This is a genomic window from Carnimonas nigrificans ATCC BAA-78 (genome assembly GCF_000526695.1).
GTDB classification, from domain to species: domain Bacteria; phylum Pseudomonadota; class Gammaproteobacteria; order Pseudomonadales; family Halomonadaceae; genus Carnimonas; species Carnimonas nigrificans.
The window spans coordinates 11,380-35,414 of record NZ_JAGO01000010.1 but is presented as its reverse complement, the minus strand read 5'-3'; the positions used below and the strand labels follow the sequence as shown (position 1 = coordinate 35,414).

Below are 24,035 nucleotides of genomic sequence, written 5' to 3'. Positions count from 1 at the left end.
CATGGATCACTACTTGGATATTCGGTTACTCGAAGACCCTGAGTTTGCTCCACAACTACTGATGGGCGCTCTGGTTGGTAAACTTCATCGTGCTTTATTTGACCTTGAGGCTGATGATATCGGTGTAAGTTTCCCTGAACATAGAGTTGGGGTAAAAAAGCGTACTATGGGCAGTCTTTTGCGTGTGCATGGTAGCAAGCAAAGGCTTGGGCAGCTGCTTGATACATCCTGGCTCTCGGGAATGCGCGATCATATTACGTTAGGCACTGTGAGTACTGTACCGGAGCAGGTGAAGCATCGCGTTGTTTCAAGACGTCAATTCAATACAGGAAGCCCAAGCCGGGCGAGACGTTTGGCAAAGCGACATGACCTGGGGCTGGAAGAAGCACAGCGTCGACTTGCAGAGTGTGCAAGTAGGAAGATTGAGTTGCCTTTCGTTTCGCTCAATAGTCGTTCAACAGGCCAACGTTTTACGCTTTTTATTGAGCATGGCTTACTACAAGCGCAAGCAACATCGGGCCGCTTCAACTATTATGGCCTCAGTAGCAGTGCGACAATCCCCTGGTTTTGACGAATGCTTTGCTGCGTGCTTATAGCATGGAAATATGCCTCCGATAAGGAGGCATGTTTTTATGAGTTACTGCCCAGCACTAGCTGCTTTTTTGGTATTAGGTATTGTTCGCTTTTATTCTCTGATACCTGGCTAGTGTTTCGTTAATCCCTCTTTCCTGCTAGCGCTTTAAGCGCTCCTGTCATCATTGATAGTTCGTTGCTGCTCATATCACTTCTGCGGAAGATGGCGTTAAGTTTCTCTTCGGTGCGGGCGTGGGGCTGATTGAGAAAGCCTGTGGGCGTAAGAAGCTGTACAAGCAGCTGCTCAAAGTAGTCAAGCTGTGAGGCTTTGGGGCGCTGGGCCTTGGGAGAGGTGCTATCCGAAGTCGATTCGTTGCTTTCAAGCCATGCATTTCGTAGTTCGTAGCAGGCAATTTGTACGGCCTGGGAAAGGTTGAGCACGCCGTAGGTGTCATCGGTGGGGAAGCGCAATTGATGAGTACAGTGGTGTAGTTCTTCGTTGGTCAGTCCTGAGCGTTCTCGGCCAAAGACCAGTGCTACCGGGCCGTGCTCAGCTTCTGACATGGTTTCCTGCGCCATCTTGCCGCCATGTTCAAAGCAGGGCAGTGCCAGCTCTCTAAGTCGCGCGCTGGCACCAATCACCATGTGGCAGTCGGCGACGGCGTCTTTCAGCGTGGTATGAACCTGAGCTTTCTCGATAACTTCAGTGGCGCCGGCTGCCATTTGGGTTGCCTGGTCGGAAGGAAAGTCGCGCGGGTTAACGAGGCGTAAATCAGTTACGCCCATGGTGCGCATGGCGCGGGCGCTTGAACCGATATTGCCTGCGTGGAAAGTATGCACGAGAACAATGCGAACACGGGAGAGTAATGGGGCTGAGTTCATGCGCGGAGAGGCCGGGTCAATGAATGGAGCGTTATTATACCGTTGGCAGGGTGTCATCGCATCGGCGTTACCAAAATGCAATGGAAGGGCAACAGGGGCTGAGTGCCATTAATTGCTTGATGGGGCTGTTGAAGCGCTGCAAGGAAAATATTCAAGGCATAAAAAACCACGCGACCGGAGCCGCGTGGTTCTATGTTACCGCTTGAAGCAGGTAAGGGGATGGCTTACATCATACCGCCCATGCCACCCATACCGCTCATGTCAGGCGCGCCGCCTGCGCTGCCGCTCTCTTCAGGATCATCAGTCACCATTGCTTCAGTGGTGATCATCAGGCCGCCGATGGAGCCAGCAGACTGCAGTGCAGTACGAGTAACCTTGGCCGGGTCAACCACGCCAGCTTCCAGCAGGTCGCCATATTCGCCAGTCGCAGCGTTGTAGCCATAGTTGCCTTCGCCAGCTTTTACCTGATTGACGACGACAGAGGCTTCTTCACCAGCATTGGTCACGATCTGACGCAGCGGTGCTTCGAAAGCACGCAGGGCAAGCTGAATGCCGTGGGTCTGATCTTCGTTGTCGCCCTTAAGGTCGCGCAGTTTGGTCAGGGCACGGATCAGTGCAGTACCGCCGCCAGGCACAATGCCTTCTTCTACCGCAGCGCGAGTAGAGTGGAGGGCGTCTTCAACGCGGGCTTTCTTCTCTTTCATTTCAACTTCAGTAGCTGCGCCTACGCGGATAACGGCAACGCCGCCAGCCAGCTTGGCAACACGTTCCTGAAGTTTTTCGCGGTCGTAGTCAGAAGAAGTTTCTTCGATCTGTGCGCGAATCTGGTTAACGCGAGATTCGATGTCACCGTCGTTGCCAGCACCATCAATGATGGTGGTGTTTTCTTTCGACATGGTGATGCGGCGTGCATTACCCAGGCTTTCGACAGTAGCTTCTTCGAGGCTCAGACCTACTTCTTCAGAAATGACAGTACCGCCGGTCAGTACTGCGATATCCTGCAGCATTGCCTTGCGACGGTCGCCAAAACCAGGAGCCTTGGCAGCGGCCACTTTCACGATACCGCGCATGTTGTTGACTACCAGAGTAGCCAGCGCTTCGCCTTCGATATCTTCAGCGATGATCACCAAAGGCTTTCCTGCCTTGGCAACACCTTCGAGAACCGGCAGCAGTTCGCGGATGTTGGAAATTTTCTTGTCGACCAGAAGAATGTAAGGATCTTCCAGCTCTACCGACATGGTTTCCTGGTTGGTGACGAAGTAGGGCGAGAGGTAGCCGCGATCGAACTGCATGCCTTCAACCACTTCCAGCTCGTCTTCGAAGCCACGACCTTCATCAACGGTGATAACGCCTTCCTTGCCCACTTTTTCCATGGCGTCGGCGATGATCTGACCGATGTTGGCATCACCGTTGGCAGAGATGGTACCTACCTGAGCGATTGCCTTGGAGTCCTTGGTCGGTACGGCCAGGGATTTGACTTCTTCAACTGCTGCCGCGATGGCCTTGTCGATGCCGCGTTTCAGGTCCATCGGGTTCATGCCGGCGATAACGCCTTTCAGACCTTCGTTGACGATTGCCTGGGCAAGAACGGTTGCAGTAGTCGTACCGTCACCAGCAACGTCAGAAGTTTTGGAAGCAACTTCCTTGACCATCTGCGCGCCCATGTTCTCGAACTTGTCTTTCAGTTCGATTTCCTTCGCGACGGATACACCGTCCTTGGTGACGGTAGGAGCGCCGAAGGATTTGTCGAGCACGACATTGCGGCCTTTGGGACCGAGCGTGGTTTTTACTGCATCAGCAAGGGTGTTGACGCCTTTTGCCATGCGTTTGCGTGCATCATCACCGAATTTAATCTGTTTGCCTGCCATTGTTCACTCTTCCTCAAATTTCGAGTTACTTGTTCAGTAGACGTATGGATCAGTGGTCAGTTGCCCTAAAGGCATGAACTGACCGAGAGCATGGCGTCAATCAGTCTTCAAGCACGCCGAGAATGTCGGACTCGCTCATGATCAGCACTTCTTCGCCGTCGATTTTCTGCTTTTCAACGCCAAAGCCTTCCTTGAAGATCACCTTGTCGCCCACCTGGACGTCGAGGGGACGTACGTCACCGTTTTCAAGGATGCGGCCCTTGCCCACAGCGAGAATTTCACCGCGAGTAGGTTTTTCCTGTGCGCTGCCGGGCAGAACGATGCCGCCTGCAGTTTTCTGTTCTTCCTCGAGACGACGAACAACGACGCGCTCATGCAAGGGACGAATACTCATTGCAAACGCTCTCCTGAAGTTGCTTGGTGATAAATAAATGTCGAGTCAGGTTGCCTGTCTGGTTGAGCAGCCCACCCGTGAGGCTTTGCCTCAATATTCTACGAGCTTCCTCGTGCCCGATGTACATATGGTCGGCATGGGCAATTTCAAGAGGCCCCGGGAAAATTTTTGCGCTTTCAGAAGAAGTTAAGAGAGGGCTGAAGCAGAAGGGAAGGGGGAACAAAAAAACAGGGCCGGCCCATTTGGACCGGCCGCTGGAGGCTTCAGAAACTGGCTTTAAGAGCGAGGAGGTTCATCGCGTTTATGTTCGATGAATTCGCCTTCGATGATAGTGCCATTGGAAGCGTGCGAATCATCATTGGCGGCATGGCTTTCGCCTTCGTAGGTGCTGCGTGCGTTGCGATCCGCTGTGGGGTTATAAATTTCGACCGGTGGCTTGCCCATCAGCTTGCGGCTGACCAGTGGAAGCAGTGCCACCAGGCCCAGAATATCGCTGATGGGGCCGGGCATCAGCAGCAGAAAGCCCGCGATAACAGAAGAACCGCCCTTGATCAGATCAGATTTGTTGACCTGACCGGCAGCCATGCCTTGCTGAATATTGCGCAGCGAGCTGATGCCCTGACGCTTGATGAGCTGCGCGCCAATGGCTCCAGTCCCCACGATGAGAACAAGGGTAAGCAATAGGCCAATAGCGTGGCCCAGCATGAGTAGCGCGACGATATCGACAATAAAATAAATAAGAGGGAACAATAGAATCGGCATGCAAAACATCCGTGCGTTACTTGAGTCTCTGGTGATTTTGGGCCATATGGGTATTTTTTCAATGGAAAAGTGTGCCGTTACAGGAAAGAGCGTCACCAGGAACACTCTTTTGTACAGGAGCTGTGCCTTGTGGAAGCAAGCTCTATCAGATAGTTCCCCCGACGGGCTATTCCCCTAGGCGGGAATTTATGGAAATGCGAGTATGTTTGCACCTGTTCAACGTCAGCTGGGCATCGGCTTTACTGCGTTAAAAACGGGGTCGGGCTGCTCATTTACACTACGTAAACTCCGCATCCTCGCCTGTTTTTGACTTGCCTTGCATGTCACTAGCTCGCGAGATGTTGAACAGGCTCTTGGATGTGCCTAGCGCTTACGAGATTGCGCGCTACATCCTGGGCGCGTCATTGGGCGCTGGTTTCGCCGAGTCTCCTTGCGGGGTGCTGAATTCAAGATGCTGTTCCAGCTTTTTGGCAGTGGCGGTCCCAATGCCGCTAACGCGTGAAAGGTCTTCAGCATCGACAAAGGGGCCATTGGCATCGCGCTCGGCAACGATGGCTTCGGCTTTTGCCTTACCGATGCCCGGTAGCGCTACCAGCTCGGCCACACTGGCAGTATTAATGTTGATGGGGGGAGGGCTTGCGAACGCCAGAGTGGACGCAAGCAGAAGTGAGTAGATAGCAGTGGTTAACCAGGTTTTCATATGCGGCTCCAAAGCGGATACGAGAGGAAACGGGGAAAGATTCCCCGAACCCTGGTATCGGTCAGCCTCACCGTTTTTTTAGCGCTCTCTGGACAATCAATGCCTCTATCGCTTGGCAACCTGGGATTGCGCAGGTATAAACAAGCGCCATCGGTTGGACGTTATCTCTAGCTGCTGCCGGTTGGGATGCTCGCTGCCATCACTTTTGTTTTTAAGGCAGCAGAGCGCTTTCAGTTAATTTAAAGGACAACGCTATGCATTCACCGCTAATAGTGGCGCTCGACTTTTCTACACTTGACGATGCCCTCGAAATAGCGGATCAGCTTGATCCCACCGTTTGTCGCGTGAAGGTTGGCAAAGAGCTGTTTACTCGTGAAGGACCACTGATACTGCGCGCATTGCACAATCGTGGCTTCGATGTTTTCCTCGATCTGAAATTCCATGATATTCCGAATACCGTAGCCAACGCAGTGCTGGCAGCGGCCGAGCAAGGTGTGTGGATGGTCAATGTGCACGCCATGGGCGGCAGGCGCATGATGGAGGCTGCTGCGGATGCGCTGGCGCGCAATAACATGGCAACCCATTTGATTGCCGTGACAGTGCTGACCAGTCTGGCCGGTAATGAGCTTGCCGAAGTAGGAGTGAGCGCTACGATTGATGAGCAGGTCGAGCAGCTGGCGCAGTTGGCACAGTCATCGGGCATGGAAGGTATTGTGTGTTCTGCCCGTGAAGCGCGGCGTGTACGTCAGATCTGTGGAAGCAAGTTCTTCAAAGTAACGCCGGGGATTCGTCCCAAGTCATCCGCGGCCAACGATCAGCAGCGCATCACGACACCTTCGCAAGCGTTGCACGATGGAAGTACGCATCTGGTGGTAGGACGCCCCATTACCGGTGCCGAGAAGCCGGCAGAGGCAGTCGCCAGTATTCTTGAGCAGATCAAGTTCCAGCCGGGCAATGCGTAATCCCTTCTGAGGCTATCGGCTGGTTGAGGAGTGCCTTGCCAGCGCGAGCTTATTGAATGGGATTAATGAATTCCCTCTGATGGCACGGCGGGCAATGCCAGTAACATCTCTCCACTGGCAGCCGCCATGCCGGCCCAGGCAGTAAATCTCTTGCTGCCTGAGGCACCCCAAGTAGGCGAGAAGAAGGTGCGCTGGGCACTGTGCCGCCCACCAGCAGCGACAGCAAGTGCCACTACCGTCAGGATGTAGAGGGGCACTGCGTGCCGTCAGTGATGTTCCTGAATATGTTGCTTTTTCAGGCTATCTATCTCTACCTGTTTGCCCTTGATATCCCTGCGGGCACCTGCAAGCCGGGTGCGCAAACGCACATACATGCCGGTCATGGCCAGCATGCCGAGAATAACGCCTACTACCAAACTTAACAGCAGCCACAGCGCTAGAGAGGCTTCCGGTAGCTTGGCCCAGATGATATCGAGCGGAACTTCCTGCTGATTGCGAATGCTGAACAGAATACCCAGCAGTGCGATTACGATGGCGATAACCGCCAGCACTAATGTTTTTAGCCAACGCATGAAATAGATGTTCCTCGTCCAATAAGCCAAACTTTACAGAGCTGATCAAACCACCATTCTAGCAGCAGCGATGGGTCGGTGCGTTAGCCAATAGCTGATGGCGGCAGATCAATAGCCTAGTGCGCGGCTGGCATTCACCTGTTCGCGTAACTCTTTACCTGGCTTGAAGTGAGGTACAAACTTGCCTTCAAGAGGAACAGAGTCGCCCGTTTTAGGGTTACGACCAACGCGCGGTTCACGGTAGTGCAGCGAAAAGCTGCCGAAACCACGAATTTCAACGCGACCACCGTTGGCCAGCGCATGCGTGATGTCATCGAGAATCAAGCGTACCGCAGCTTCTACCTCTCGGGCTGACAGGTCGGGGTGTTGAGCGGCAATCTGTTCAATTAACTCCGATTTGGTCATCGAATTGCTCTCCAGACGTTTGGTATGCCTGCCCGATGGGCAAGCTGTTGTTCTTCTACTTGTTTATGCTGTATGTGAGGCGATCGCGGGATCAGCATAGCCTTCGTATCAGTGAAAAACAATTTGCGCAAAAACAAACGATTAGCAGAACGTTCCGACACGCCACGCTAAACTTCGTATACTGCGCGCCGATAGATGATTGTTTACTGTTCGAACAGCGAGCAGAGGAGAGACTAAAGTGTTAGATGAAACGACCCGTAAACGATTGCGCTGGCACTCCCGTCGCGGCATGTGGGAGCTTGATATGCTGCTGGTGCCGTTCTTTGATCATTGTTTCGATTCCCTCAGTGGCGAGAAGCAGCATGACTATTGGCTGTTGCTGCAAGGGGAGGATCAGGAGTTGTTCATGTGGCTGATGCGTCGAGAACCCTGCGCCAACCCAGCGTTACAGCCAATGGTTGACCAGATTACCGACTTTGCGCGTGACCAGCACACCACTAATGTTCGTCCCGTCTAGGTACGCATTGGGTGCAGGGCTGATACTGGCCCTGTTTTTCTCGATGCTGGTCGCGCTCTGGTGTCATTGGGCGCTGGGAGGATTGACACTGCTGCTGCTTGTTCTTGAGACCAGGCGTGAAGTGCGCGCCAATCTACCGAACATCTGCTGGGATGAGTCTACACGGCGCTGGCTCGATGCCGAGGGCGCTGAAGTTGCGTTAAGTGCAATTCGCATCGGGCCGGCGATTATTGGTTTCCGTTGCGAGCGCAAAACTGTATGGCTATGGCCCGATAGTGCTGCTCCCCAGATACTGTGGCAGTTGCGCCGATCGTTGTGTTGTTAGTAGCCCCTGTTGTGCTGCTTGCATGATGGGGGCTCGTATCTTGATCAAATGAACGCAGCGGTGGGGGAAGTGCGATGAGTAGGTCTTGTCTTACTCATGGGAACCTCTTCCACGAAGATGTGATGAGTGAAGAAGATGGCGGTTTATCCCCGCCTATGCTCAGAAAATATATGAATCCTGCGATATTTGATGGAGGTAGTTCGCTGCCACACAGGCAGCTCAGAAAGGTTCAGTGCCTAGCGCTTTTTCAAGGCGAAGGTTCGCTGCCGCATAGGCAGCGGGGAACTCTCTAAACCTACATGATTGTTTTATTTGATAAAAATGGCTGGTGCAAATTCCACCAACGATTCCGCTCATTTTTAACCAACTTCTTTTTGTTAAAAACGCTTTAAATCAAAGGCTTATAAAAAAAACCTCCGAAGCGCACCAGCTCTATCTTCTCTTCTATTCTCTATTGGACAGGGCCACACGGATACTTCCGCGCTTCACTCCCCTCTTCGACCAAAAGCTGCCGCTGCGAACCAGACGCGTTAAAATGGCGTGATTTATCAGAAAGGAAGCACTGTGCCTTTATCACATTTCTATTACGTGCTCGGAATGCTGTTTGTGGTGATCCCTATGGCGATAACGCTCGCCATAGTGTTGCTTGATTTGATCGCCTACCTGCGCCACCAGCGACGTCTGCAAGCGAGGAAGCTATTGTTATTGTGTCTTATCGCCATGGTGCCGGCGTTGCTAGGGGTGGCGCTCATCTATGTATCAGGAGGCAGCAGTACTTAGTTTTTAGTAGTAGAAGGCTCATCATTTTCCACCACTGCTTCACTGGTGGGCGAACGCTGCGCGGAAAGCCCTTCTACCATCTCGGCCAGCTCTGAAAACCCACGCCGATACGGTGCATTGTCAGGAATTTCTCCCGATTGGCGCAGGCACTCAATCACCCGAAAGTGCACCTCAGGATGATCGCGCCCCACCAATTCAAGCAGCGCTGCGAAGCCTACCTGTAGGGCAGCGATTCGTGCACTGTCGCTGGTATCGCTATATTCTTCACTCATGGTGTTTTACTCCTTGATCGAAAACCAAGTTTATCAGAACCATGCTATTTGAGCGTCGGCCGATTCGAGCATGTCACCGTCATAACAGCAATATACTTCCTCTCTGAACGCTACCTTTTGGAAGTAACGAACAATTACGCATTCGCCAGCGACAGCCCGCTCGCTATTACCGGAGATAACATATGACCGCCACGCTTTGGCCCTTGATGCGCAAGGTTGCACTGATTTCACCCTCCGGTGCCACCACGCCCGATGCCTATGAGCAATGCCTGCGGCGCATGAAAACACTGGGCATTAAAGCTGTCACCAGTCCCCATTTGAACCATCGTCATCGTTATCTGGCTGGTCGTGCGGAGGAGCGTTTGCAGGATCTGTATTGGGCATTCGAACAGCCGGACATCGACGCGGTGTGGTGTCTTCGGGGAGGCTACGGTGCAGCACAGCTTATTGAACATATCGAATGGTCTCGTCTCACCCGTGCACGCTCAATTCCCTTGGTCGGCTATTCTGATGTGACCGCGCTTCTGGTCGCCTTTGATGCACATGACTTGAAGGCCATTCACGGCAGCACTGCTACCGAGCTGAATAGACTGACACTGGCTGACCCCGATGTGACCTCAACAACGCGCTGGCAGTCACTCGCCTCCATTGGGCGAGCGGTCTCTCGGGAAGCGGGCCAGTTCGCCGTTGAGAATGGCCCCGAACAGGTTATTGAGGGGAAGTTGACTGGCGGCAATCTCACGGTGCTCGCCTCGCTCTGTGGAACGCCTGCTGCTCTCAAACTGAAGGAATCCACCATTCTGCTATTGGAAGATGTGAAAGAAGCTTTTTATGCTCTTGAAAGAAGCTTCCTGCAGCTTCTGCAAAGCGTGGATACCACACAGATCAAGGCAATTTGCCTGGGAGAATTCACCGACTGCAAGGGGCCGCGTGATACTCCTGAGCTTCTGCCCATTTTCAGGGAGTGGGCGACACCACTGGGCATTCCTGTATTTGCGGGTCTGGCGATGGGGCACGATGGGAATAACCAGGCATTTGCGCTAGGCGCTGAGGCGCAATTGAGTTCAACCGAAATGAAATGGAAGAGCACGCAATAATTCAACTACAGAAGTTCCCCGAGCACATGCAGTTACACGACTACATTTAAAATAAGCACGGAACCATGGTGGCAGGGCTTTGATGGAAAGTGAGCATGAGACTACCGACGCTTCCCGCAACGCTTTTTGTCTGTCGTCACCAGCAAAAGAGTTTCCCGCATGGGCGGGGAAAACCGCATCTGTTGTCCGCCGAGCAGACGGCTTAGAAACGACCTCCACAGTCGCCGGGGCTTTTGTTTATGTTCGCTGCCGCGCAGGCAGCTCAGAAAAGTGCTGATAGCCACGGAATGGTTTACGACTCGTTCGCTGCCGCGCAGGCAGCTCAGAAAACTCAGTTAGATGCTATCCACCGGCAGCAGACGTTCGCTGCCGCGCAGGCAGCTCAGAAACGCACGACAACGGTGGTCGATGACGGAACACGGTTCGCTGCCGCGCAGGCAGCTCAGAAATGGTGCCCGTTTGTTAGATTCAGCCACCGCTAGTTCGCTGCCGCGCAGGCAGCTCAGAAAAAGGTGGAGATAGAGCGATTATTTCATGGAGGAGTCGCTGCCGCATAGGCGGCTCAGAAATACCCCGGCGAGGGGCAGTACCCAGGTACCAAGTTTGCTGCCGTACAGGCAGTTCAGAAAAATGGAGTCGACCAACGTCTGCTTGTTGCTCTGTTCGTTGTCGGGCTGGCAGGGATAAACCGGATTCTTACGATAAAGACGTACTTGGAATAACTCTGGGGCAGGGCTAATATCGAACAGCGCAAAAGGAGTACAAAATGAAATACGCGATTCAGGTGGCACCTGATTCAGCCGGTTATATGGCTACGTGTAGAGATCTCTCTAAATTCATTGCTGCTGGCGATACGGTAGAAGAAACACTGAAAAACTCGGTAGAGATGCTGGAAACAACTATTAGCATCTATATCGACGACCGCGAATCTTTGCCAGCATCAACAGCCGAGCAGGAAGGGGAGCACTGGGTGCGTGTGCCAACCGCTACGGAGTTTAAGGTGATTATTTCCAACGAGATGGTCGCTCAGGGGATTTCGAACGCTGATCTGGCGTATCGAATGGGTACTCATCCATCCCATATTGACCGTCTGCTGGACGTGAATTATACAATAAAAATGGACGTATTTGATTCCGCCATTCTGACACTGGGTAAGCAATTGGTAGTGACAACCGAAACAGCGTTATAAAACTCAGGAAGCCCCGCTTGTGGCAGGGCTTCTAGTACAGACTCGCATCACGTTATTTTACAGATACTTAAGCCAGGCAATATCCCGACGACGCGCCTTAAATGATGCGAAGGTGCGTACTGGATAGTAAAAAAACACCGCCAATAAGATAGTTGTTAGCCAAACTGCCCAGGTGGAATCAAAACCGAAATACTTCCCCTGGTTAAGTCCCCAAATAGCGACAGCCGCAATATATAGCAACTTCAGCATATAAAGGTGGAACAGATAGAAAAACATGGGAGCAGCCCCAAAGGTAATCAGCTGCGGCAATGGCAAACCAAATGAGTGGGTATTCTGCAATTTTTCAAACCAGCGGAGCAGGAGTAGCCCAATACCTAGCGTCAGCATGATAAACAGTAGTGATGGTGGATATTTGGTGATGTTGAAGAAACTCATCACTGTTTCCATAACTGAGCTGTGCATCGCCCAGGGAGAGTCTCCATAGACGTTGACCATGCGTAATAGAATAAAACCGAGAATGAGTGACCAGCCGCTAATCCATAACACCTTTTGGCGCTGCGCGGTGTTAACCCTTTGAGTAAAAAGGGGCCCAGCCGCATAACCGAGCGCGATAACGCCAATCCAGGGAAGTACGGGGTAAGACGTGCGCAGTTTTATAACGCTGGCTATATCGAGCACACTACGATCATGAAGGATGGCCCAGGGAACATGAAAAATATGATCCATGGGGAAGTGCAGACCATCAAGTAAATTATGACCTGCGACAATCAGGGTACCAATAATTATCAACACAGTACGTGGTAGCCATACCATGGCAGAGAGCGCGATCATGCTTAAGCCAATGGCCCAGATGACTTGTAAATAGAGAGTGCTGGGCGGAAATTCAAATGTCCACGCGAAACTTACCAGAGAGACTTCTAGGAAAACCAGAAAAATTCCTCTTTTGAGTAAAAATGTTGATACCGCTGCACGCCCATTGCCCGCTTTGATTGAAAATAGCCAGGCAGAAAGCCCTGTAAGAAAGACAAAAACCGGTGCGCACAAATGACTAAGCATACGGCTAAAGAACAACTCAGGCGGCGTTTCATCTACGACCATTGGGTCCGCTACCTGAGCATGCAGGAAAAAGGTTTCCCGAACATGGTCCAGCAACATGAAGATCATCACCAGGCCCCTCAGCGCATCTATCGACTTCAGTCGCTGTGAGAATTGCGTGGCCTTTTTAGGAGCCAGTGGCTCGGAAGGAGCCGCTTTTGCCGAAATTGAATCAGACATGGGGTATCTAAAGCTCAGGTAAGTTATTGATATTAAAAATTATTACGTGTGTGCGTTGATGACGTTGGAGGATCAGGGAGTACCGCTCACTGTGAGTTTTACTGCTAAAAATGAAACTATATAACATTTTGTTTTCTATTTTCCACCCACGAATGTTCACGACATTTTCGGTTACTCCACGCTTGTGCTGCTCGGCGTATTTTTGGCTGAAGCTCGGGCCTTGTTGGTACCAGAATGTTGGATGGAGCCACGCATATGCTGGGTTAACTCGGTGGAAGCATGATGATGAAAATGATGCGTTCCCCTCAGCGATCATCTATGTTGTTATACAAACATATAGTTGTTACATACCTATGAGATATTTGCCTCATCTTCGAGCGACTGATATGTGTGATTATTTAAGTTAATTTTAACAATTTCCGCTCATTACAAACTTATACAGCAATGCAGTAGTTTGCATGTGGCCTTGGAGATAGACTGTAGTTCGTATGCAGCAGTCGCGGCTTATTCATAGGCTCAACATTAGGTCAACTTGCTTTAGTGAGGCTTATACATGAAACATTTAGGGCTTTCGATTATTGGGCTTCTCTCCGTGTGCGTGCTTTCTGCCTGCGGCGGCAGTGAATGGGTCAAGCCTGATGCCACCTCTCAGGATAAAAGCAGTGATACCGCGCAATGCCAGGTCATGCAGAAGCAGGCTGATAATGATGAAACCTTTGATAACTGCATGGCGGGCAAAGGGTGGGTCAAAAAATAGGTAAGAGCCTGAGTTAGTCCGATGTCATTCCGTTAAGCATGATAAAAGCAGTGGTATATGCTGGAGCTGCTGCCGTCCAAGGGCGGCAGCACTGCTGTCATTAATCTGTTGGGCAGTCTCAAGGGGTATATCTTGTTTAAAATAGGCTGAATTTCCGTGAACACCTTGCCTGGACCTTCGAATAGCCGGGTCTAACAGGCACTCTCGCACAGGAGCGCTCTGTTCTGAGTCGCTGTTGGCAGGTTAAAGCTGAAGACAGATATTTTCCTCACAAAGCAACGACTTCGGTTGACAATGTCTCTCCAGTCCGTATAATTCGCCCTCGTACACAAGCGGGAATAGCTCAGTGGTAGAGCATCGCCTTGCCAAGGCGAGGGTCGGGAGTTCGAATCTCCTTTCCCGCTCCAATGTGTATGCTGATCTTGAAAAGATCGTGAGGCTGGATGGCAGAGTGGTTATGCAGCGGACTGCAACTCCGTGTACGCCGGTTCGATTCCGACTCCAGCCTCCACTTCAGGAATTCCCTCCTTGTATTATCTGATTCCAGCTCTCATTCGAAAGCTTGGATTTATTTTTCCTCCAGAAATTTTGCTTCTTACCGAATAGCTCGTCTTTGCGATGATGCCAATGTAGTGACTATGGCTTCCAGCCTCCCGTGAAGCGATGTGATATTCAATACCAGCCCTTCAACCAATAGCTATAAAGGCTATCCGTTTGTTATCCGTGATAGGGCGGATGGCATTACTAAGTGATCTGCACCGTTATTTTCCGTGCTGGCAAGTGCTCTCACTGCATATCAGCGCTTAGTCCTGCGGGGTGTTCTCTCGCTGACGCTTTGCCTACTTCGAGCGTGATATTATAGGCGGTGGCCGTGTAGTGTAATAAGCGCTTCGCTAGAGTGGGGTTGGATGATGGTCTGGCTTATCTTTTTATGATGGGAGCTGGGCTGTGTGTAGCCTTCTTGGAGAGCAGCTAATAGCAGTTAACCCGCACTTGGTATGGCCCTGAACATATATGACGTCGTTAAGGGGCTGAAAGGCGTGGGTTGATCCCGATAAAAATCAACGTGTTGAGAAAGGTAGCGCTAGACGTGGCGAATAAATTTGTCCACAATAGTCGACGACTCAAGCGGGCGTGGTGGAATCGGTAGACACAAGAGACTTAAACCACAACTTGAGTGCACCGGTGGAAACGCTGGATGTAGAACTGCTCAAATTCGGGGAAAGCTAATAGCCGCTGGCTGATGCCAATCCCGAGCCAAGCCCTAAACCTATTGATGGCAGGGAAGGTGTAGAGACTAGACGGGCAGCATCTAACGTCGCTATGCGGCCATGATGAAGGGATAGTCCAGACCACAAACATGATCGTTCATCGCGATAATGGCGGCGAAAGCCGTAGCCGGTAAGAAAATCTCTCGATCGTAAGATCGTGCGGGTTCAAGTCCCGCCGCCCGCACCATATTCCAGCTTGCTGAGCTGATATTGCTCTTGTCAGCGACAGCAGCGAACAATTTAAGATCATTGGGGAACTTCCGACGCATCCTGGCGTCTCACATAGTGTTCCCTTGCAATGATCCCTGTTATGGCCCGGCTTTTTAGCCGGGCTTTTTTTTATCGCAAGAATCTGTCTCCAGTGCTGGTAGCGTTGATGAATCCCCTTTGAGCAGCGATATATTGATTGATTTCCGCTATGACTTGTAGAGTTTAAATACATTGCTAACATTTTTTCTCGGCGACCCTTTTCCCATTAATTGCTCAAGCGCCTTTAGTATCAATAAGTTAGTTGAATGATAGGAAAAGGGGAGAGATGCTGAATGCAGAGCTTTTATTTAATAATCAAAAGGTTGCTCTTGCTTTGAGTTGTGCGCTGCCGTAAGGCAGCTCAGAAAAGCTCTGACGCTCGATTCTCCCAGTCTTGCTCGTGCGCTGTCGTATAGGCAGCTCAGAAAGTAGAACCTCCAACCATTCCCGCAGTTGGGCCGTGCGCTGCCGTATAGGCAGCTTAGAAAATTCCCGCGATAATTATTCAGCGCTCCGATCCTGTTCGCTGCCGCACAGACGGCTTAGAAATGACCTCCACAGTCGCCGGGGCTTTTGTTTATGTGCGCTGCCGCGCAGGCAGCTTAGAAAATCGCTCTGCAGCACTCACGCAGGCGGTCAACGTTCGCTGCCGCGCAGGTAGCTCAGAAATGTCTCAGAGGCGCTGTTTGACGACGTGAAGCGTTCGCTGCCGCACAGGCTGCTCAGAAAGGGCACAAAAAAACCGGCTCAAGGCCGGTCATGGTGCGCTGCCGCATAGGCAGTCTAGAAGTGGTTGGGCTAGTACCATTTGAGTGGCTAGCGTGTGCTATTCAATATCAGCCCACCTTCCCCCCTAGCGTAAACTCACGATCCCCATCGGGGCTGTTTGCCCCGATGGGAATCTGTTTCTACAAATCCCGAACCAGTTCGGGCCAGGCGGCGCGTAAATATTGGAACATTGACCATAGCGTCAGCAAGGCGGCGGCATAAAGCATCAGGCCGGCGGCGAGGGCGAGGCCGGAGTCCAGTGGGGCGCCGAGCAGCAGGAAGATGGAGAACATTTGCAGTGCGGTTTTGAGCTTGCCGATGGAGGAGACGGCGACATTGGCGCGTTTGCCGAGTTCTGCCATCCATTCGCGTAGCGCTGAAATAACGATTTCACGTCCGATAATGACGAGCGCGGGAAGCGTCATCCAGATATCAGCGTAGCGTTCAATCAACAACGCGAGAGCAACAGCGACGATGAGTTTGTCGGCGACCGGGTCGAGGAAGGCACCGAAGGGGGTGCTCTGGTTCCAGCGGCGTGCCAGAAAACCATCGAACCAATCGGTAACGGAGGCGGCGCCAAACAAAATAGCGGCCAGTGAGTAGCTCATCGGAGGCGGCAGGTAGAACGCAATGACAAGAAGCGGGATAAAAACGACCCTAACCAGCGTCAGAATGTTGGGAATATTCATTTCTGGGAAGTTCCTTACGCATTGCAGACGCTCTGCGGCGCCTAAGCGAAAAAGCCTACTAAAGAGCTCTATGTTCGGTGAAAAGGCTAACTGCGATCCGCTATACGGCAGCTGTCAGAGACCTGGCGATACCTGTATAAGCGCCTGGCAAGACAATCGGTGCCGATATTTCGTAGCGTATTTGGCCTAAAAGCGATCCTTCATTCTCATTTTAGGGAAAGCCGACTGGAAACGCTAATCGCTGAATCCTTGATAACAACCTTATCTTAAGTATCACCCGCTGTCGCTGATGTTCGAAATCAATGTTTTATCGAGGGCTGTAAACGTCTCTGACGGATGACCGGAAGGCCTTTATGGTTTAGTGCCCATGCAGCGCTGCGTGAATTTGGCTGGCAAGCCGTGCACTAACGCCCGGCACCTTGGCAAGATCATCACGGCTGGCCTCTTTGACGCCTTGCAATCCCCCGAAATAACGTAGCAATTCGCGGCGCCGTTTGGGGCCTACACCCTCTATTTCCTGCAATGTCGAGGTGCGGCGCGCCTTGTCACGACGCTGGCGATGGCCGGTAATGGCAAACCGGTGGGATTCATCGCGTATATGTTGCAGCAGGTGCAGTGCAGGGGAGGTCGCATCTACCTCAATGCTATGGTCAGGCGTTTCAAGGTACAGTGTTTCCAGCCCCGCCTTGCGGGTAACGCCCTTGGCAACGCCCATTATCTTCAGCGGACCGATACCTTCAATGTCTGCCAATACCTCGCGGGCCATGTTTAGCTGTCCTTTACCACCGTCGATCACCAGCAGGTCGGGGCGCTTGGCATCTTCCGAGACAATGCGCTGATAGCGGCGCTGGAGCGCCTGACGCATGGCGGCGTAATCATCGCCGGCCGCCACTCCTTCGATATTAAAGCGGCGGTAATCGGACTTCAGCGGGCCGTTCTGATCAAACACCACGCATGACGCCACTGTTGCCTCACCGTGGCTATGACTGATATCGAAGCATTCAAGCCGTGTCGGTACTTCATCAAGATGAAGCAGATCGCGCAGCGCGATAAAGCGCTCCATAATACGCTGCTGATTGGCGAGTTCAGAGGCAAGGTGCTGGTTGGCGTTGGTTATCGCTAGCTGCTTCCACTGCGCCCGATGGCCGCGCACCTGGTCAGTTAAACGTACGGCACGGCCGGCTTGCGCACTCAGCGCCTGTTGCAGGGTACTGCTGTCATCGACTGGTTCACTGGTGATGATTTCGTGGGGAATCTTGCGCTCGCCGCCTATGTAATACTGTGCGATGGTGCCGCCCAGAAGTTCGCTCTGGTTAACATCCAACCCGTTGCGCGGGGTGAAGTGCTGGCTGCCCATCACGCGCCCCTGACGCACCGCCATCAGCGTAATAACGAAGCCGCCAGGCCGCTGCACGTAAGCGAATATATCGGCGTCACCCTCCTGAACTTCCATCGTCTGCTGGGTTTGTAACTGGCGTAACTGCTGAATCTGGTCACGTAGCCACGCCGCTTTCTCGAACTCCATCGCTGCGGCGGCGGCTTCCATGTCGCGGCTAAGCTGGGTAGTGACCTCTTCGCTCTTGCCTTCCAGACATTTGGTGGCGTTATCAAGATCGCGGCGATACTCCTCGCGGCTAATCAGATCGACACAAGGCGCACTACAGCGGCCAATCTGGTATTGCAGGCAGGGGCGGGAGCGATTGGCGAAGAAGCTGTCCTTGCAATTGCGCAAGCGGAATATCTTCTGTATCAGCGACAGGCTCTCACGTACCGCCAGCGAACTGGTGAAAGGGCCAAAATAGCGGCCATCGCTGCGCTTTTGCCGCGCACGGCGAAACTCCAGTGCCGGGTAAGGGTGTTTGTCGCTGAGATAGATATAAGGGTAGGATTTATCATCGCGCAGCAGAATATTGTAAGGCGGACGGTGCGCCTTGATCAGCGTCTGTTCAAGAATCAGCGCTTCGGTTTCATTGTTGGTGTAAGTGACCTGAATATCACGAATATGACGCACCAGCGCCTGCGTTTTTACATTCAGGCCGGTCGCTCTGAAATAGCTCGATAAACGCGCGCGCAACCGCTTGGCCTTGCCAACATAGATGATCTCTTGCTGCTCGTTGTGCATGACATATACCCCCGGCGCTTGCTGAATGTGCTTCAGGAAAGCGCTGGCGTTGAAGTGTTCATGCTGACGATTGGTTTCAGAAGTAGATGCCAAAAGAAGCCCCGGGCGTTAAGCAGCGATGTGACGGATATGAGGTCAACCTGTAGTTTATCAAACCACGCGACTCGATTAAGAAGGGGAGTGATCGACTCGGCGTAAAAAATTCTTGACCTTTCAAGGTATTGGTAATAAAGTATGCACCACCTAAGGGGCCTTAGCTCAGCTGGGAGAGCGCCTGCCTTGCACGCAGGAGGTCAGCGGTTCGATCCCGCTAGGCTCCACCAAATTTGAAGGGAGATCATAGAAATATGATCTCCTTTTTTTGTGCCTATTGTCAGAGGCTTATGGCAGTTTTCTGCTAGACCGCCTTTTCAGGGTTCTTCTTGCTACTGGTGTCTGAAGTAGAAATGCCACCTTTCCCACCCCAAATTTCGTTTAAAAAGCCTTTTGCCTTGAAAGCTGGTCGAACACGCCTCATCCTTAACGGCATAGGATGAGACGTGGTAGTGCTGCGTCTCCAGTCAGTAGGCGATTTTCTTGGAAAGCGCCAGGCAACCTGTAAAGGATTTCAACCATGAGCTCGACCATTGATACGATCAAGCAGCAGATCAGCGAGAATTCGATTCTGCTTTATATGAAAGGCACACCGCAGTTTCCTCAGTGCGGTTTCTCGGCGCAAACGGTTCAGGCCGTGATGGCGTGCGGTGAGCGCTTTGCTTTCGTCAATATTCTGGAAAATCCGGATATTCGTACTGAGCTGAAAACCTTTGCCAACTGGCCTACCTTCCCGCAGCTATGGGTCAACGGTGAGCTGGTAGGCGGTGCCGATATCGTGATTGAAATGTATCAAAACGGTGAGCTGGAGCCGCTGCTCAAGGAAGCCGCAGCCGCAAATGCTACTGAAGAGGGCGATAGCTAGGCGATCAGCCCGCTATTCACTTAGTGATAAAGAAGAAGGCCACTCGATCTGCTCGGGTGGCCTTCTTTGTGGAGCATTATTACCAATGCTGGCAGGCGGCGCGGCTTACTCTTCTTCTTCGCGTGCTTCCATGGCTTGCTCACGCAGAGTGAGTTCCCAGCCCCCCAGATCGCGATAGCGATTAATGATGGAGCAGAATAGAGTCGCTGTGCGCTCGGCGTCGTAACCTGCGCTATGGGCATTTTGCTGATCGAAGGGGATGCCGGCGGCCTGACACGCGCGCGCCAGTACGGTTTGCCCATAGGCGAGCGCTGATAGTGAGGCTGTATCAAGGCTTGAGAATGGGTGGAAGGGGTTGCGCTTGATAACGCAACGCTCAATTGCCGCATTCAGAAAGCCGTGATCGAACGCGGCGTTATGGCCAACCAGAATAGCGCGCGTGCAGTCGTGGGATTTAATCGCCTTGCGTACCTGTTTGAATAGCTCGCCCAGTGCGTCTGACTCGCTAACGGCAGCCTGCTGGCGCAGCGGGCTGTCGAGCCGGATACCGGTGAAGTCGAGCGCTGACTGCTCGACGTTGGCCCCTTCAAACGGCGTAATATGGGCGCTGAACTGTTGGTCGGGCACAAGCTGGCCTTGCTCATCCATGGTGAGCAGGGTGGCGCCGATTTCGAGAAGGGCATCCTGACGAGGATTGAATCCGCCGGTTTCCACGTCGATAACGACGGGCAGGTAGCCACGAAAGCGCTGGCTCATCATGGTTGCCACGCTCACTTGTGTCATGCAGAACTCCATTGCTTAGTATCGCGTAATCGGCGATAACGAGTGATGGCGGTTATCTTATCATTGAGTAAGCGTTGGCGTCCTTCGCTTCCCGTGATAGCAAATGGCTTCTCCATCATTCAATAACAGGAGATAACGTGATCAAGCGATGGTTTTCATGGCTAGGCAATTCCGATAACGCGACAACGGCAAAAGCGGCGTCAGCCATAGAGCATAAGGGGCATGACATTATCGCCGCGCCTGAAAAGATGGCGGGGCAGTATCGCGTCAGCGGTGTGATTCGCAAGGCGCTGCCCGACGGCGGCTATCAGCAGGTGGCGTTTGAACGTTCTGATACGCTGTCTGATTTACAGGGATGTATTGAGCTTACCCAACAAAAAGCAGCGCGCTATATAGATGATATGGGCGAGCAGATTTTTGTTGGTGCATCGGTTGAGCATGGCTGAGACGCGGTTGGAAGGCGATTCTCCCGGTCGTTTTCCGGGCATCGCTCGGTGGCGCGCGTTAAGCCGCAGTGAGCGTATTGCTGATGTGGCGGCGGGGCTAATCATCGCTGCGCTGCTGGTGCCGCAGGCCATGGCCTATGCGGGGCTGGCAGGACTGGCGCCGCAAATGGGGCTATACAGCGCGGTTCTGCCGCTATTGGCCTATGCGCTGTTCGGCAGTAGTCGGGTGGTGTCGATGGGGCCGATGGCCCTTTCTGCGCTACTGGTGGGTAGTACCTTGCAGCAAAGTGGGTTGGCTCCCGAGCTTCTCGCGGCGGCGGCCAGCACCCTGGCGCTGCTGGTAGGTGGCTGGCTGCTGCTGTTTTATGTGTTGCGACTGGGCCGTTTGATCGACTTTGTGAGTCCGGCGGTGATGCAGGGATTCACGGTGGCTTCTGCGCTAATGATCGTGCTCTCGCAGCTGGGCGATTGGCTGGGATTCAAAGGTGTGCGCGGCAACCTGATCGAGCAATTGCTGGGGGTATGGCAGCAGCTGCCCGCACTTCAAATAGGCAGTGCCTTGAGCGGGGTTGGGGCGCTGGCAGTATTGATGATGGTGAAGCGCTGGCTGCCCTCTGCGCTGCTGATATTGAAGGTGCCTGGTGCCATCGCTCAGCTTATAGGGCGCTGTGGGCCTGCCATTTTGATGGTGCTGGCAATAGCGGTAATGCAGGGCTGGTCGCTGCCGCTGGCAAAAGTGGGCAGTATTCCTGAGGGGTTACCATCACTGGCGCTGCCGCTGCTCTCCTGGTCAGCGGTAAGTGTTTTGTTACTTCCCGCGCTTGGTATTGCGTTGGTGAATTACGTGAGCGCTGTGTCGGTTTCTGAAGCCTTGGCGGCGCGTAGTCGTGAAGCCACCTATCCATTGCGTGAGCTGTGGGTGTTGGGGGTATGTAACGTACTGGCAGCGCTGAGCCGGGGCTTTCCCGTTACCAGTGGCCTGGGGCGAGCGGCGGTCAGTGAAGCGGCAGGGGCACGCACGCCGCTCTCATCACTCTTTTCGGCGCTGGCACTGATCGCGGTGATGATGTGGCTGAGTGATATGTTTGTTGATCTGCCTCGCGCGGTATTGGCCGCTATCGTGATTCAGGCAGCGGCTGGATTGATGAACTTCACGTCATTAATCCGCTGCTGGCGTTATTCGCGCGCCGATGGCTGTGCCTGGCTGGCAGCCTTCACCGGGGTGTTGTTGTTTGGAGTGATGCCGGGGCTTGGCGTGGGAGTAGGGTTGTCGCTGGCGCTGCTGCTGGCACGCAATAGCAAGCCTTATATTGATGAGATTGGCCGTTTGCCTGAAGGTGGCTTTCGCAACCCTGAGCGTTTCCAGGTCGATATTCCCGCCCATTTGCTGATGGTACGCCCGAACAGTGATCTGAATTTTGCCAATATGGGGGCGCTTGAGCGCTTCGTGAATAGCCGTCTGGCGCAGCGCAGTGATGTTGTGCATGTGGTGCTGGTGATGTCAGGCGTTCTCTACATTGATGGTGCGGCGTTAGAAGCGCTGGAGCGACTGGATCAACGCTTGCAAGGTCAGGGCATCACGCTGTGGTTGGCGGAATTGCGTGCTCCCGTCCGCGATCAGCTTAGCACTACGCTATTTCTGAGCAGCCATCAGTCCCGTACCTTCTTTTCGGCGGAAGCAGCATGGCAATATTTCGCCGCATGTTCCTCTCCTTCCTGCTCGTTACAGGAATAACAACGCCCGGAATCACTTCTTTTTGACATAAGCGCCAGCTTCTTTCTTATACCGTTATCTTTAACGGTGCTGCGCGTATTTCTCTCTACCTTGAATAATAAAACGATAACAGTCACTCTGGGGAGTGTTGTCAATTTCAAAGGTGATTTATGGGGAAACACACGTTTGCACTGATTTGCACTCCGATTTTTGGCTTTTTCATGCTGGCGCTAGGCAATGGGTTTCTTACCACGCTAGTGCCGTTGCGATTGTCGGCGGCAGATTATTCGGTGCAAACGATTGGCTATGTCTCAGCGGCTTATTACGCTGGGCTGTGTGCTGGCGCACTGATTAACGAACGGTTGCTGATGAGGGCGGGGTATATTCGTGCCTACGCCTGTTTTTGTGCTCTGGTGGCCGTAACGGCATTGATTCAGGCTGTATGGCTGGATCTTTATGTGTGGCTGGTGGCGCGCCTGTTATGCGGCTGGGCAACTGCGGGCGCTTTTCTGGTCATTGAAAGCTGGCTGTTGAGCATGGGCGACGGTAAAACCCGTGGCCGTATTCTTGCCTTCTATATGGTCGCTTTTTACGGGGCGATGACGGTAGGGCAACTGTTGATCGGCCCGCTGAATACGCCCTTGAATGGCAGCGATGCCCAATTACCGTTCATTTTTGCTGCCATGATCGCGGCGCTCTCCCTGGTGCCTATCACCATGATTCCCCGCAGCGCCCCGTTGATTGAACAACAGACGCCGCTGCCGCCGTGGCAGCTGGCACGGATTACGCCTACCGGTTCAGGGGGAGCGTTAGGCGCCGGCATCATGATGGGGGCGATCTATAGTGTCTTGCCCCTGTATCTGAATCATCTGGCCGATGGCGCTGGCAGTATCGTCGGGATCATGATGGCCGTGGTCGTGGTGGGGGGCATGATTCTACAGTACCCCATTGGACTCTGGTCTGATCGCACCGATCGCCAATGGGTGCTGATCTGGCTGTCCGCATTTCTGGTCGGATTTTCGGCACTGCTGCCGCTGTTGGCGCTCAACCACTGGACGCTGGGGGCGGGACTTTTCCTGTTTGGAGGAGCTGCCTTCGCACTTTACCCCGTAACGATTAGCCACGCGGGGGACCGCGCTCCTGCTGGTGCCATGGTAGGCATGGCGCAGGGGATGCTGTTCGTCAATTCGCTGGGGTCGGTGCTGGCGGGGCCGCTTATATCTCCTTTGATGGAACGTTTGGGCGATAACGGCTTCTTCGTCGGTTCCGGGCTGGTCTTCGTCTTGCTGGCGCTCTTTTTCAGTTGGCGGCGTGCGCAGCGGTCAGCGCCTGAACCGGCAGCGCCTTTCCCGAGTATGCCGACGACTCCCCATGTTGCCACTCGCTGGGCGGGCACCGAGGAGTACTGGAGTGAAACGCAGCAGGCTCATGATGAACGGGAAGCGCACCTTGAGGACGCCGAGCGTGAAAGGGCGGAAGACTGGGCGTGGGAGCGTGAGCAGGAGATGTTGAAAGAGGGAAGCGCTGAAGAAGAGCTGCGTTTGGCACGCGATCGCACCAGGACGCCACAGCGTGGCGGGGAAGATGACGAGTAGCCTCATTGAATAACACATGGCGGGGCTTGCGAACTCAGAGGTCGATTTTCTCCTTGTATTCGCACAGGTCTTCGGAGATCCTGCGCTATAAGTGTATTGATCCTGTGCAT

At 53.1% G+C, this 24,035-nt stretch carries 25 protein-coding genes and 3 tRNA genes; 15 read left to right on the top strand and 13 right to left on the bottom strand.

The window, feature by feature from the left end; all coding sequences use genetic code 11:
- The first annotated feature begins 1 nt into the window (after window position 1).
- Window positions 2-571, top strand: coding sequence for a type I-F CRISPR-associated endoribonuclease Cas6/Csy4 (gene cas6f / locus L881_RS12610; protein ID WP_034578143.1), 570 nt, complete (start codon window positions 2-4; stop codon window positions 569-571).
- Window positions 572-714: 143 nt separating this feature from the next.
- Here the strand turns inward: cas6f and L881_RS0101435 are convergent, their stop codons facing one another.
- The 5 genes from L881_RS0101435 to L881_RS12605 all read right to left on the bottom strand — a co-directional run bounded on the left by L881_RS0101435 (window position 715) and on the right by L881_RS12605 (window position 5,179).
- On the bottom strand, window positions 715-1,455 hold the full coding sequence (locus L881_RS0101435; protein WP_025731943.1) for an RNA methyltransferase: 741 nt from the start codon (window positions 1,453-1,455) through the stop codon (window positions 715-717).
- Window positions 1,456-1,679: 224 nt separating this feature from the next.
- A complete protein-coding gene (gene groL / locus L881_RS0101430; protein WP_025731942.1) occupies window positions 1,680-3,323 on the bottom strand; it encodes a chaperonin GroEL in 1,644 nt (547 codons plus the stop codon).
- Window positions 3,324-3,423: 100 nt separating this feature from the next.
- Window positions 3,424-3,717: a co-chaperone GroES gene (locus L881_RS0101425; protein WP_025731941.1), complete on the bottom strand. Its 294-nt coding sequence runs from the start codon at window positions 3,715-3,717 to the stop codon at window positions 3,424-3,426.
- Between the two features lie 276 nt (window positions 3,718-3,993).
- Complete coding sequence (locus L881_RS0101420) at window positions 3,994-4,479, bottom strand: FxsA family protein (protein ID WP_025731940.1); 486 nt, start codon at window positions 4,477-4,479, stop codon at window positions 3,994-3,996.
- A gap of 385 nt (window positions 4,480-4,864) precedes the next feature.
- Window positions 4,865-5,179, bottom strand: coding sequence for a ComEA family DNA-binding protein (locus L881_RS12605; protein ID WP_025731938.1), 315 nt, complete (start codon window positions 5,177-5,179; stop codon window positions 4,865-4,867).
- 254 nt (window positions 5,180-5,433) lie between these two features.
- On the opposite strand from L881_RS12605, the gene pyrF reads away from it, so the two are divergent.
- Entirely contained in the window at window positions 5,434-6,141 is a 708-nt protein-coding gene (gene pyrF, locus L881_RS0101405) for an orotidine-5'-phosphate decarboxylase (protein WP_025731937.1), read from the top strand.
- Window positions 6,142-6,407: 266 nt separating this feature from the next.
- Here pyrF and L881_RS0101400 read toward each other — a convergent pair whose 3' ends face one another.
- Window positions 6,408-6,713 (bottom strand): lipopolysaccharide assembly protein LapA domain-containing protein, encoded by a 306-nt coding sequence (locus L881_RS0101400; protein WP_025731936.1) that lies wholly within the window; start codon window positions 6,711-6,713, stop codon window positions 6,408-6,410.
- 108 nt (window positions 6,714-6,821) lie between these two features.
- Window positions 6,822-7,133: an integration host factor subunit beta gene (locus tag L881_RS0101395; RefSeq protein ID WP_281172165.1), complete on the bottom strand. Its 312-nt coding sequence runs from the start codon at window positions 7,131-7,133 to the stop codon at window positions 6,822-6,824.
- 223 nt (window positions 7,134-7,356) lie between these two features.
- Here L881_RS0101395 and L881_RS0101390 point away from each other — a divergent pair, with 223 nt between their 5' ends.
- The 3 genes from L881_RS0101390 (at window position 7,357) to L881_RS0101380 (ending at window position 8,740) form a co-directional block, all read left to right on the top strand.
- Window positions 7,357-7,635, top strand: a complete 279-nt coding sequence (locus L881_RS0101390; RefSeq protein WP_025731934.1) for an FAD assembly factor SdhE — start codon at window positions 7,357-7,359, stop codon at window positions 7,633-7,635.
- Window positions 7,619-7,960 carry a hypothetical protein gene (locus L881_RS0101385; protein WP_156926471.1) on the top strand — a complete coding sequence of 114 codons (342 nt, stop codon included), beginning with the start codon at window positions 7,619-7,621 and terminating at the stop codon, window positions 7,958-7,960. Before L881_RS0101390 ends, L881_RS0101385 begins: the two co-directional genes overlap by 17 nt.
- Before the next feature lie 564 nt (window positions 7,961-8,524).
- Window positions 8,525-8,740: a hypothetical protein gene (locus L881_RS0101380; protein ID WP_025731932.1), complete on the top strand. Its 216-nt coding sequence runs from the start codon at window positions 8,525-8,527 to the stop codon at window positions 8,738-8,740.
- Here the strand turns inward: L881_RS0101380 and L881_RS0101375 are convergent.
- A complete protein-coding gene (locus L881_RS0101375; RefSeq protein ID WP_025731931.1) occupies window positions 8,737-9,012 on the bottom strand; it encodes a hypothetical protein in 276 nt (91 codons plus the stop codon). The genes L881_RS0101380 and L881_RS0101375 overlap by 4 nt on opposite strands.
- Window positions 9,013-9,194: 182 nt before the next feature.
- Here L881_RS0101375 and L881_RS0101370 point away from each other — a divergent pair, with 182 nt between their 5' ends.
- Window positions 9,195-10,109: a S66 peptidase family protein gene (locus L881_RS0101370; protein WP_025731930.1), complete on the top strand. Its 915-nt coding sequence runs from the start codon at window positions 9,195-9,197 to the stop codon at window positions 10,107-10,109.
- A gap of 766 nt (window positions 10,110-10,875) precedes the next feature.
- Window positions 10,876-11,298, top strand: coding sequence for a type II toxin-antitoxin system HicB family antitoxin (locus L881_RS0101360; RefSeq protein ID WP_025731929.1), 423 nt, complete (start codon window positions 10,876-10,878; stop codon window positions 11,296-11,298).
- A 57-nt stretch (window positions 11,299-11,355) separates the two neighbouring features.
- Here L881_RS0101360 and L881_RS0101355 read toward each other — a convergent pair whose 3' ends face one another.
- Window positions 11,356-12,573: an acetyltransferase domain-containing protein gene (locus L881_RS0101355; RefSeq protein WP_051464759.1), complete on the bottom strand. Its 1,218-nt coding sequence runs from the start codon at window positions 12,571-12,573 to the stop codon at window positions 11,356-11,358.
- A 553-nt stretch (window positions 12,574-13,126) separates the two neighbouring features.
- Here L881_RS0101355 and L881_RS0101350 point away from each other — a divergent pair.
- The 3 genes from L881_RS0101350 (at window position 13,127) to L881_RS0101335 (ending at window position 13,841) form a co-directional block, all read left to right on the top strand.
- Window positions 13,127-13,330 carry a hypothetical protein gene (locus L881_RS0101350; protein ID WP_025731927.1) on the top strand — a complete coding sequence of 68 codons (204 nt, stop codon included), beginning with the start codon at window positions 13,127-13,129 and terminating at the stop codon, window positions 13,328-13,330.
- A gap of 332 nt (window positions 13,331-13,662) precedes the next feature.
- Window positions 13,663-13,737, top strand: a tRNA-Gly gene (locus tag L881_RS0101340).
- Window positions 13,738-13,767: 30 nt separating this feature from the next.
- Window positions 13,768-13,841, top strand: a tRNA-Cys gene (locus tag L881_RS0101335).
- An 810-nt stretch (window positions 13,842-14,651) separates the two neighbouring features.
- Here the strand turns inward: L881_RS0101335 and L881_RS13880 are convergent.
- The 3 genes from L881_RS13880 to uvrC all read right to left on the bottom strand — a co-directional run bounded on the left by L881_RS13880 (window position 14,652) and on the right by uvrC (window position 18,522).
- Entirely contained in the window at window positions 14,652-14,870 is a 219-nt protein-coding gene (locus tag L881_RS13880) for a hypothetical protein (protein ID WP_025731926.1), read from the bottom strand.
- An 888-nt stretch (window positions 14,871-15,758) separates the two neighbouring features.
- Window positions 15,759-16,307 carry a CDP-diacylglycerol--glycerol-3-phosphate 3-phosphatidyltransferase gene (gene pgsA / locus L881_RS0101325; RefSeq protein WP_025731925.1) on the bottom strand — a complete coding sequence of 183 codons (549 nt, stop codon included), beginning with the start codon at window positions 16,305-16,307 and terminating at the stop codon, window positions 15,759-15,761.
- A gap of 358 nt (window positions 16,308-16,665) precedes the next feature.
- Window positions 16,666-18,522, bottom strand: coding sequence for an excinuclease ABC subunit UvrC (gene uvrC, locus L881_RS0101320; RefSeq protein WP_084055355.1), 1,857 nt, complete (start codon window positions 18,520-18,522; stop codon window positions 16,666-16,668).
- A 154-nt stretch (window positions 18,523-18,676) separates the two neighbouring features.
- Between uvrC and L881_RS0101315 the strand changes: the two genes are divergently transcribed.
- Together L881_RS0101315 and grxD are read left to right on the top strand one after the other, a co-directional pair.
- A tRNA-Ala gene (locus L881_RS0101315) sits at window positions 18,677-18,752 on the top strand.
- Between the two features lie 290 nt (window positions 18,753-19,042).
- Window positions 19,043-19,387 carry a Grx4 family monothiol glutaredoxin gene (grxD, locus tag L881_RS0101310; RefSeq protein WP_025731923.1) on the top strand — a complete coding sequence of 115 codons (345 nt, stop codon included), beginning with the start codon at window positions 19,043-19,045 and terminating at the stop codon, window positions 19,385-19,387.
- 105 nt (window positions 19,388-19,492) lie between these two features.
- On the opposite strand, the gene rnt is transcribed toward grxD, so the two are convergent.
- Window positions 19,493-20,170, bottom strand: a complete 678-nt coding sequence (gene rnt / locus L881_RS0101305; RefSeq protein ID WP_025731922.1) for a ribonuclease T — start codon at window positions 20,168-20,170, stop codon at window positions 19,493-19,495.
- Window positions 20,171-20,307: 137 nt separating this feature from the next.
- On the opposite strand from rnt, the gene L881_RS0101300 reads away from it, so the two are divergent.
- From L881_RS0101300 to L881_RS0101290, 3 genes are all read left to right on the top strand, one after another.
- Window positions 20,308-20,616 carry an HlyU family transcriptional regulator gene (locus L881_RS0101300; protein WP_025731921.1) on the top strand — a complete coding sequence of 103 codons (309 nt, stop codon included), beginning with the start codon at window positions 20,308-20,310 and terminating at the stop codon, window positions 20,614-20,616.
- The gene (locus tag L881_RS0101295) at window positions 20,609-22,351 is read left to right on the top strand and encodes a SulP family inorganic anion transporter (RefSeq protein WP_025731920.1); all 1,743 of its coding nucleotides are present in this window, start codon (window positions 20,609-20,611) and stop codon (window positions 22,349-22,351) included. The genes L881_RS0101300 and L881_RS0101295 overlap by 8 nt, the downstream gene beginning before the upstream one ends.
- Window positions 22,352-22,500: 149 nt before the next feature.
- Window positions 22,501-23,925 (top strand): MFS transporter, encoded by a 1,425-nt coding sequence (locus L881_RS0101290; RefSeq protein WP_025731919.1) that lies wholly within the window; start codon window positions 22,501-22,503, stop codon window positions 23,923-23,925.
- The last annotated feature ends 110 nt before the right edge of the window (window positions 23,926-24,035 follow it).

Coding starts and splice junctions, on each gene's coding strand:
- cas6f (WP_034578143.1), top strand. CDS start 2: ATGGATCACTACTTGGATATTCGGTTACTCGAAGACCCTGAGTTTGCT.
- L881_RS0101435 (WP_025731943.1), bottom strand. CDS start 1,455: ATGAACTCAGCCCCATTACTCTCCCGTGTTCGCATTGTTCTCGTGCAT.
- groL (WP_025731942.1), bottom strand. CDS start 3,323: ATGGCAGGCAAACAGATTAAATTCGGTGATGATGCACGCAAACGCATG.
- L881_RS0101425 (WP_025731941.1), bottom strand. CDS start 3,717: ATGAGTATTCGTCCCTTGCATGAGCGCGTCGTTGTTCGTCGTCTCGAG.
- L881_RS0101420 (WP_025731940.1), bottom strand. CDS start 4,479: ATGCCGATTCTATTGTTCCCTCTTATTTATTTTATTGTCGATATCGTC.
- L881_RS12605 (WP_025731938.1), bottom strand. CDS start 5,179: ATGAAAACCTGGTTAACCACTGCTATCTACTCACTTCTGCTTGCGTCC.
- pyrF (WP_025731937.1), top strand. CDS start 5,434: ATGCATTCACCGCTAATAGTGGCGCTCGACTTTTCTACACTTGACGAT.
- L881_RS0101400 (WP_025731936.1), bottom strand. CDS start 6,713: ATGCGTTGGCTAAAAACATTAGTGCTGGCGGTTATCGCCATCGTAATC.
- L881_RS0101385 (WP_156926471.1), top strand. CDS start 7,619: ATGTTCGTCCCGTCTAGGTACGCATTGGGTGCAGGGCTGATACTGGCC.
- L881_RS0101375 (WP_025731931.1), bottom strand. CDS start 9,012: ATGAGTGAAGAATATAGCGATACCAGCGACAGTGCACGAATCGCTGCC.
- L881_RS0101370 (WP_025731930.1), top strand. CDS start 9,195: ATGACCGCCACGCTTTGGCCCTTGATGCGCAAGGTTGCACTGATTTCA.
- L881_RS0101360 (WP_025731929.1), top strand. CDS start 10,876: ATGAAATACGCGATTCAGGTGGCACCTGATTCAGCCGGTTATATGGCT.
- L881_RS0101355 (WP_051464759.1), bottom strand. CDS start 12,573: ATGTCTGATTCAATTTCGGCAAAAGCGGCTCCTTCCGAGCCACTGGCT.
- L881_RS0101350 (WP_025731927.1), top strand. CDS start 13,127: ATGAAACATTTAGGGCTTTCGATTATTGGGCTTCTCTCCGTGTGCGTG.
- L881_RS13880 (WP_025731926.1), bottom strand. CDS start 14,870: ATGCGTCGGAAGTTCCCCAATGATCTTAAATTGTTCGCTGCTGTCGCT.
- pgsA (WP_025731925.1), bottom strand. CDS start 16,307: ATGAATATTCCCAACATTCTGACGCTGGTTAGGGTCGTTTTTATCCCG.
- grxD (WP_025731923.1), top strand. CDS start 19,043: ATGAGCTCGACCATTGATACGATCAAGCAGCAGATCAGCGAGAATTCG.
- rnt (WP_025731922.1), bottom strand. CDS start 20,170: ATGACACAAGTGAGCGTGGCAACCATGATGAGCCAGCGCTTTCGTGGC.
- L881_RS0101295 (WP_025731920.1), top strand. CDS start 20,609: ATGGCTGAGACGCGGTTGGAAGGCGATTCTCCCGGTCGTTTTCCGGGC.
- L881_RS0101290 (WP_025731919.1), top strand. CDS start 22,501: ATGGGGAAACACACGTTTGCACTGATTTGCACTCCGATTTTTGGCTTT.